7 protein-coding genes are annotated in these 7,788 nt (G+C 72.1%); 6 read left to right on the top strand and 1 reads right to left on the bottom strand.

Annotated features, from left to right (window positions below; all coding sequences use genetic code 11):
• The 6 genes from DVH02_RS33725 to DVH02_RS33700 all read left to right on the top strand — a co-directional run.
• Positions 1-599 (top strand): sulfurtransferase (locus DVH02_RS33725; RefSeq protein WP_147286204.1); only part of this gene is annotated, 599 nt, incomplete at its 5' end.
• A 14-nt stretch (positions 600-613) separates the two neighbouring features.
• The gene (locus tag DVH02_RS33720; RefSeq protein WP_233518629.1) at positions 614-1,645 is read left to right on the top strand and encodes an ABC transporter permease; all 1,032 of its coding nucleotides are present in this window, start codon (positions 614-616) and stop codon (positions 1,643-1,645) included.
• A 7-nt stretch (positions 1,646-1,652) separates the two neighbouring features.
• Positions 1,653-2,480, top strand: a complete 828-nt coding sequence (locus tag DVH02_RS33715; RefSeq protein WP_114627636.1) for an ABC transporter ATP-binding protein — start codon at positions 1,653-1,655, stop codon at positions 2,478-2,480.
• A complete protein-coding gene (locus tag DVH02_RS33710; RefSeq protein WP_114627635.1) occupies positions 2,477-3,526 on the top strand; it encodes an ABC transporter substrate-binding protein in 1,050 nt (349 codons plus the stop codon). Before DVH02_RS33715 ends, DVH02_RS33710 begins: the two co-directional genes overlap by 4 nt.
• A 48-nt stretch (positions 3,527-3,574) precedes the next feature.
• Positions 3,575-4,693: an LLM class flavin-dependent oxidoreductase gene (locus DVH02_RS33705; protein WP_114627634.1), complete on the top strand. Its 1,119-nt coding sequence runs from the start codon at positions 3,575-3,577 to the stop codon at positions 4,691-4,693.
• Between the two features lie 190 nt (positions 4,694-4,883).
• On the top strand, positions 4,884-6,371 hold the full coding sequence (locus DVH02_RS33700; RefSeq protein WP_114627633.1) for an FAD-binding oxidoreductase: 1,488 nt from the start codon (positions 4,884-4,886) through the stop codon (positions 6,369-6,371).
• A 131-nt stretch (positions 6,372-6,502) separates the two neighbouring features.
• Here the strand turns inward: DVH02_RS33700 and DVH02_RS33695 are convergent.
• Positions 6,503-7,788: XRE family transcriptional regulator (locus DVH02_RS33695; protein ID WP_233518628.1), on the bottom strand; the 1,286-nt coding region annotated here is incomplete at its 5' end.

The raw sequence follows: 7,788 nt of genomic DNA, 5'->3' as shown, positions 1-7,788 counted from the left end.
GCAGCCACCAGGCGCGGGCGGCGGCGGTGTTGCCGTTGTCGTCGTGGACGACGACCGCCCGCGCCTGGTGGCTGCTCCGGTGGGCGGGGGTCGCGGACGTGACGCTGCTGGACGGGGCGCTGGGCGCCTGGCGGGCGGCCGGGCTGCCGCTGGAGACCGGCGAGCCCGTACCGCGCGAGCCGGGGGACGCCGTCCTCACCGGCGGCCATCTCCCGGTCGTCAACGCCGACGAGGCCGCCGCGCTGGCCCGCCGGGGCACCCTGCTGGACGCGCGCGCCGCCGAGCGCTACCGGGGCGAGCGCGAACCCGTCGACCCGCGCGCCGGCCATGTGCCGGGCGCCCGCTCCGCGCCCACCGGGGAGAACCTCGCGTCCGACGGTACGTTCCTGCCGCCCGACGCGCTCCGCGCCCGCTTCGCCGCGCTCGGCGCCGACGGCTCCTCCCCCATCGGCGTGTACTGCGGCTCCGGCGTCACGGCCGCCCACCAGATCGCCGCGCTCGCCCTCGCGGGCACGGACGCCGCGCTCTTCCCCGGCTCCTGGTCCGCCTGGTCCGCCGACCCCGCACGTCCCGCCGCCACCGGCCACCGACCCGGCTGATCGAGAGGAACCCGATGTCAGTGCAGGAGCACACCGCCACCGGCACCGCCCCGCCCGGACGGCCCTCCGAGGGCAGAGCCCCGGACACCCCGGACGCCCCGGATACCCCGGACGTCCCGGACGTCCCGGACGTCCCGGACACCCCTGGTATCCCCGGTGTCCCGGACGCCTCCTCGCCGTCCGCCACCGAGCACGCCGCCGCCCCCGGCGCCCGGCTCACCATCCGGCCCGCCCGGCAACGCGGCGGCGGAAGCGGCGGGAGCGACACCGGTCGGCGGCGCGTGCCGCGCTGGGTCCGGCGTGCCAGCGGTCCTGTCGGCGTCCTGCTCGCCTGGTACCTCGCCAGTACGACGGGGGCGCTGCCCTCGAACGTCCTGGCCTCGCCGGTCGATGTCGTACGCCAGGCGTGGGACCTCACCGCGAGCGGTGAACTGCCCAGCGCCATCGCCGCGTCCGGCAAGCGGGCCGCGACCGGCTTCGTGATCGGCGCCGTGATCGCGCTCGCGCTCTCGCTGGCCGCCGGGCTGTTCCGGCTGGGCGAGGACGTCATCGACTCCTCGATGGGCATGTTCCGCGCGATCCCCTGGGTCGGGCTGATCCCGCTGTTCATCGTCTGGTTCGGCATCGACGAGACACCGAAGATCGCGCTGGTCGCGCTGGGGGTCACCTATCCCCTCTACTTCAACATCTACGGCGGGATCCGCTCCGCCGACTCCCAGCTCATCGAGGCCGCCCGGATGCTGGGGCTCGGCCGCCTCGGGCTGATCCGGTACGTGATCCTGCCCTCCGCGCTCCCCGGGGCGCTGATCGGGCTGCGGTACGCGCTGTCCACCGCGTGGCTGGCGCTCGTCTTCGCCGAACAGGTCAACGCGGGCAACGGCATCGGCTATCTGATGAGCAACGCACAGCAGTACTTCCGTACGGACGTGATCGTGCTCTGCCTCGCGGTCTACGCGGTCCTGGGGCTGCTCTGCGACTTCGTCGTACGGCTGCTCTCCAGGCGCCTGCTGACCTGGCGGGCCTCCTTCGACGGCGACGGGGCGTGAGGACACGATGAGCACGGAGACCACCAAGGGGCCCACCCCAACCGGACGGGCCGGTGCGGCCAGTACAGCCGATGCGGCCAGTACAGCCAGTGTGGAGATCAAGGGACTGACCCGGTCCTTCGACGGCCGGACGGTCATCGACGGGCTCGATCTCACCATCGGGAAGGGCGAGTTCGTCGCGCTGCTCGGCCAGAGCGGCTGCGGCAAGAGCACCCTGCTGCGCGTCCTCGCCGGGCTGGACGACTCCATCAGCGGCGAGGTGACCGTACCGGCCCGCCGCTCCGCCGCCTTCCAGTCGCCCCGGCTGATGCCGTGGCTACGGGTGTGGCGCAACGTCGTCCTGGGGCTGCCGGGCACGCCCGACCGGGAGCTGGCCACCCGCCATCTCGCCGAAGTGGGCATCGAGCAGCGGGCGGGCGTGTGGCCCAAGACGCTCTCCGGCGGGGAGGCGCAGCGCGTCTCGCTCGCCAGGGCGCTGGTGCGCGATCCCGAACTGCTGCTGCTGGACGAGCCGTTCGGCGCGCTGGACGCGCTGACCCGGGTCAAGGCGCAGCGACTGGTGGGTGAGTTGTGGCAGCGACACGGCTGCTCGATCCTCCTGGTCACGCACGACGTGGAGGAGTCGCTGCTGCTGGCCGACCGGGTCCTGGTGATGGACGCGGGCGCCATCGCGCACGAGGTGACCGTGGATCTGCCCCGGCCGCGCTCGCTCGGTTCACCCGAATTCGTGGCGCTGCGCGCCCAGTTGCTGGCCTGGCTGGGCGTACGTGACGCCTCGGCCGAGGTACCGGACGGCGCGCGGAGCGCCGTACCCCTGGAAAGGACCGTGTCATGATCCGCCGTACTCCCCTCGTCCGTGGTGGCGCGCCCGCCCGCCGGAGCCACTTCGGCGTCCGCGCGGGCGCCGCCGTACTCGCCCTCGCCGGGCTCGTCCTGACGACCGCCGGATGCGGTACGGGCACGGACGCCGCCGCGTCCGGTGCCGCGGCGGGCGGTGAGGCCGGTGCGGGCACCACGCTCGTCCTCGGCGACCAGGCGAAGAACCTGCAGACCCTGGCCAACGCCTCGGGCGCCTTCGACAACGCGCCGTACACGGTGAAGTGGGCCGAGTTCGAGGGGGCGGCCCCGCTGTTCCAGGCGGCGCAGGCCGGCGCGGTCGACACCACGTACGCCGCCGATCTGCCGACCCTGCAGGCGCTCAGCGGCGGTGTGCCGGTCAAGGCGGTCGCCGGGCTGCGCAACGACGGGACGGCGGTGGGCATCGTCGTCCGGAAGAACTCGAAGATCAGGAAGGTGGCGGACCTGAAGGGGCAGACGGTCGTGGTGTCGTCGGCCAAGGGCAGCATCTCCGAGTATCTGCTCGCCAACGCCCTTCAGCAGGCGGGGCTTTCGTACGCGGACGTCAAGGTCCGGTATCTGCTGCCGACCGACGCGCAGGCCGCCTTCAGCGCCGGGAAGATCGACACCTGGGCCATCTTCGGCGTCTACAAGGCGGTGGCCACCCAGCAGGGCGGCCGGGAGATCGTGAACGGCGAGGACGGCCGGGTCAGCGGGTACGGCTTCATCGGCGCGTCCGACAAGGCCCTCGCCGACAGCGCGAAGAAGACCGCGCTCACGGACGCGCTCCGGCGCATCGGCAAGGCGCTGGAGTGGGCCAGGTCCCATCCTGACCAGTACGCCACCGCCATCAGCGAGAACAACGGGGCGTCCGCCGACGTCGCGAAGACCATCGTGAGCCAGAGCTACGGCCGGCTCGTCCCGATCACCCCCGAGGTGACAGGCGCGGTGCAGAAGGTCGCCGACACGATGCACTCGATCAAGGTCCTCGACCCGAACGTCACGGTCGCCGACTCGGTCGACAGCGGCCTCTACCCGAAGTAGCGCGCCCTTCCTCCCTTCTCTTCTCCCAGGCAAAGGAGTCCGCTCGCCATGCCGGTCGAGTTCATCAGCGCCATCCACCCCAACCCCGCCTTCGACGGCACCTCCACCTTCGGCCGGGGCATCGACCCCGACCACACCCGCCGCTACGCCCGCGCCCTGGACGACGGCGGCTTCGACTACACGCTGGTCGCCTACCACTCGTCGTCCGCCGACGCGCTCCAGGTCGCGCAGTTCGTCGCGCAGCACACCGAGCGCCTCAAGCCGATGCTCGCCCACCGCCCCGGGGTGATCTTCCCGACGCACGCGGCGCGCGCCTTCGCCACCCTGGACCGGATCAGCAACGGCCGACTCTCCGTGCACATCATCTCGGGCGGCAGCGACCAGGAGCAGCGCCGGGAGGGCGACTACCTCAACAAGAGCCAGCGGTACGAGCGTTCGGACGAGTACATACAGATCCTGCGCAAGGTGTGGTCGGCCGAGGGGCCCGTCTCGCACGAGGGCGCGCACTACCGCTTCGAGGACTTCGTCTCCGATGTGTCGCCGGTGAACGGGACCCTGCCGATCTCGGTCGGCGGCTCGTCGGCCGACGCGTACCGGGTGGGCGGGCAGCAGGGCGACATTTTCGGCCTGTGGGGCGAGCCGCTGAAGGAGACCGCCGAGCAGATCGCCTCGGTCAACGCCGTCGCGGACGCGGCGGGACGGCCCCGGCCGCGGATCTGGGTGTCGTTCCGGCCGATCATCGCGCCGACCGACGAACTGGCCTGGGAGAAGGCGCAGCGTGTTCTCGGCAAGGTCAGGGAGGGCGCCGCCGAGCGGCTCAAGGACGACCATTCCCACCACTACCCGGCCCCGGGCACGGGCCGGCCGGCCAATGTCGGCTCGCAGCGGCTGCTGGACATCGCGGCGCGCGGCGATCTGCACGACCGCGCGCTGTGGACACCGCTGGCCACGGCCACCAACGCGGCCGGGTCGTCGACCGCGCTCGTCGGCTCGCCCGAGACGGTCGCCGCCGCGCTGCTGGACTACGTGGACATCGGCTGCGAGCTGCTGTCGATCCGTGGCTACGACCCGCTCAACGACGCGATCGACTACGCCCGTTACGTACTGCCGCTGGTACGGCAGGAGCTGGCCTCGCGCGCCGCCGCCGAGGCGAAGGCCGCCGCCTGACCGGTGGGCGTACGGCCGTACGCACCGCCTACACCGCCTACACCGCCCCCTGGAACCTCAAGGGATCGCAAGGAATCCCATGCCCCGTGTCCGCGGAACCGCCGCGCTCCGCCCGCTACCCGGGCGGACACCGCGCCGGCCGGGTGGGACCGGTCGCGGAGCCGCGGGAGTCCGCAGAGCAGGAGAACCGATGACCGTCACGCCACAACACCCACCCCGTGATGCACACCAACCCCACCCACCACAACAGCCCCAAAAACCCCACCAGCCCCACCAACCGCAACAACCGCACCAGCCCACCGAACAGGCCGAGGCGGCGGCCCGGTTGCTCGGTCTGCTGGCCCGCGATCTCGCCCCCGACCGGCTCACCACCGACCCCCTGGCCACCGTCCCCTACGCCACGGACCGTTCCGGAGCACGCCCCGACGGCCGGCCGCTCGCCGTCGTGCACGCCGCGCACGCCGACGACGTACGGACCACCCTGCGGCACGCGGGCGCGCTGCGCGTCCCCGTCGTGCCGCGCGGCGCGGGCACCGGTCTCTCGGGCGGCGCCACCGCGTCGGAGGGCACCCTCGTCCTCGACCTCACCCGGATGAACCGGATCGTCGAGATCTCCCCAGAGGACCAGCTCGCCGTCGTGGAACCCGGCGTCATCACCGCCGAACTCGACCGCGCCGCGGCCGCGCACGGGCTGCGCTACGCCCCCGACCCGGCGAGCGCCGCCATCTCGACCGTCGGCGGCAACATCGCCACCAACGCGGGCGGGCTGCGCTGCGCGAAGTACGGCGTGACCCGCGACAGCGTGCTCGGCCTCGACGCCGTACTGGCGGACGGCACCGCGATCCGCACCGGCCGCCGTACCGTCAAGGGCGTCACCGGATACGACCTGACCGCGCTGCTCACCGGCTCGGAGGGCACCCTCGGCGTCATCACGGCGGCGACGGTGCGGCTGCGGCCGGTCCCGGTGGCGACCTCCACACTCGCCGCGTACTTCCGCACCTTCGAGGAGGCCGCCGGGGCCGCGAGCGCGCTGACCGCCGCCCGGATCGAGCCCGCCATGGCCGAACTGCTCGACGGTCCCGTCCTCGCCGCGATCGACAACGCGCGGGGCACTGCCCTGCGCGCCCGGGGCGGCGCGCTGCTGCTCGTCCAGTGCGACGGCGCGGGCGCGGCGGCCGAGGCGGCGCGCGTGGCGGAACTCCTCACCCCCCGCGCCACCTCCTGCGAGGCGACCGACGACCCGGCGGAGGCCGAGGACCTGCTCGCCGCACGCCGACTGGCGCTGCCCGCCCTGGAACGGCTGGGCCGTCCGCTGATCGAGGACATCGCCGTACCCCGGTCCCGACTGGCCCACGCGGTGCGGGAGATCGAAGCGGTATCGGCCCGGCACGGCGTCCCGGTCTACTGCCTCGCCCACGCCGCCGACGGCAACCTCCACCCCATCCTCGTCATCGACCCCGCACTCCCCGAGGTCCCGGCGGCGGCGTGGGCGGCGGCCTCCGACATCTTCACGACGGCACTGCGGCTGGGCGGCACGCTCACCGGCGAGCACGGGGTGGGCACGCTCAAGCGCCGGTGGCTGGCACAGGAGCTGGGCCAGGACGCGCTGGAGCTGCAGCGCCGGGTGAAGGCGGCGTTCGACCCGTACGGGATCCTCAACCCGGGGAAGGCGATCTGACCCCGGTACGACGAAGTGGGAGGTGGCGGAAGTGAGTTCGCCGGTCCGGTCGGTGAGGACGCGAGGTCCCGCCCCAATACCCCCGCTCCACACGCCTCCTCGGAAGGCTCGGGAAAGATCCGGGAAACGGATCAGACGACCGCTGCTCCGGTTCGCACGGCGAACACCCTTAGTCCAGGTAGATTTTGGGGTGCGTAGAGGAGGTCAGCGGTAAGTGCGCGCAGCGCGGGCCGCTGGACTTCTTCGGGTGCGGTGGCTTCGAGGGCGCGGAGTGCACTGAAGGTGCGGTGGTTGTCGCCGAGCTGATGCCACATACGGGCGGTGTCCGTCAAATAGCGTGCGACACGTTCGGTGGACGCCAGTTGTGCGGTGTTGACCTGTGTGACATACGGGATGGCGTCGTCCGGAGTGCCGAGCACGGTGAAACTGCTGATCCGGTACATGGCGCACTCGGCGGGGCTGGCCGAGATCGTGAAGAGTCCGGTCGGCTTTTCGCCGATTGGCATGCGCCCGGCCGTCTCCTCTGCTTCTTGAAGCAGGTCGAGGGCGGTACTGCGCCGTTTCCCGGAGGCGGCGGTGTACGCGGCCGTCATCAGCAGACAGGTCTTCGCAGCGAGAGCCTCAGCAGAAGCAAAGCCTTTCCCGGCTCCCAGAGATGTAGCAGTGCGAGCGAGGAAGTCCACAGCTGCGCGGCTGCGCCCGGCGCGACGCATGGTGATGGCCAAGACGCGGGCTGCCTCGCTGATGGCCTGGGGGGAGCCGCTGGCGCGCGCGGCGAGGAGTGCGCGGTCGGCCGTGGCCCAGGCTGCTTCCGAGTGCTGCTTGACGGCGAGTTCGGTGGCCAGCACGTACGAGCGGGCGACTACCGTCTGGGCGTGTTCTCGTCGTTGTCCTACGGCAGCATCGCGGGTTGCCTCCGCTGTAGCGATCAGGGAGGGAAGTGCTTGCCCCAGCTCGGAATAGCGCGCGTTGGAGAACGCTGACCGCGCCGCGCTCAGCGATGTGTGCAGCGAGCGCAAATCGGTGGGCTGCCCGATGACGGGTTCGAATAAGGCGCTTTCCATGGCCGCGGCGGGATTCGCAGCTGGTTGAGCGGCTGCGACATCGTCGCCGCTGCCGGAGATCAATCCGGCTCCGACACCCAGCGCACCAGCCATAAGTTCACGGCGTCGCACATCGTCCTCCTGCTCGGCTTCGGCCACCCTAGCGGCCGTGCGAAGCGGATCGGCGGCGATGCACTCCTCAAAGCCGGGTTCCACGGCCTTACTACTCGCGTCTGTGAGGCCCAGGAGTACGAGCGGAATGTTCAAGCCAGTGGCGATGCGGATCAGGACGTCGACGCTCTGGACCAGGCGCAGGCCGCGTTCGATAGCGCTGACGTCGGACTGGGCCAGGCCGACGTCAGCGCTATCGAACG

The organism is Streptomyces corynorhini (assembly GCF_003346515.1).
Lineage (GTDB): Bacteria > Actinomycetota > Actinomycetes > Streptomycetales > Streptomycetaceae > Streptomyces > Streptomyces corynorhini.
The sequence above is the reverse complement of the archived record's forward strand: the minus strand, read 5'-3'. Positions and strand labels throughout refer to the sequence as shown.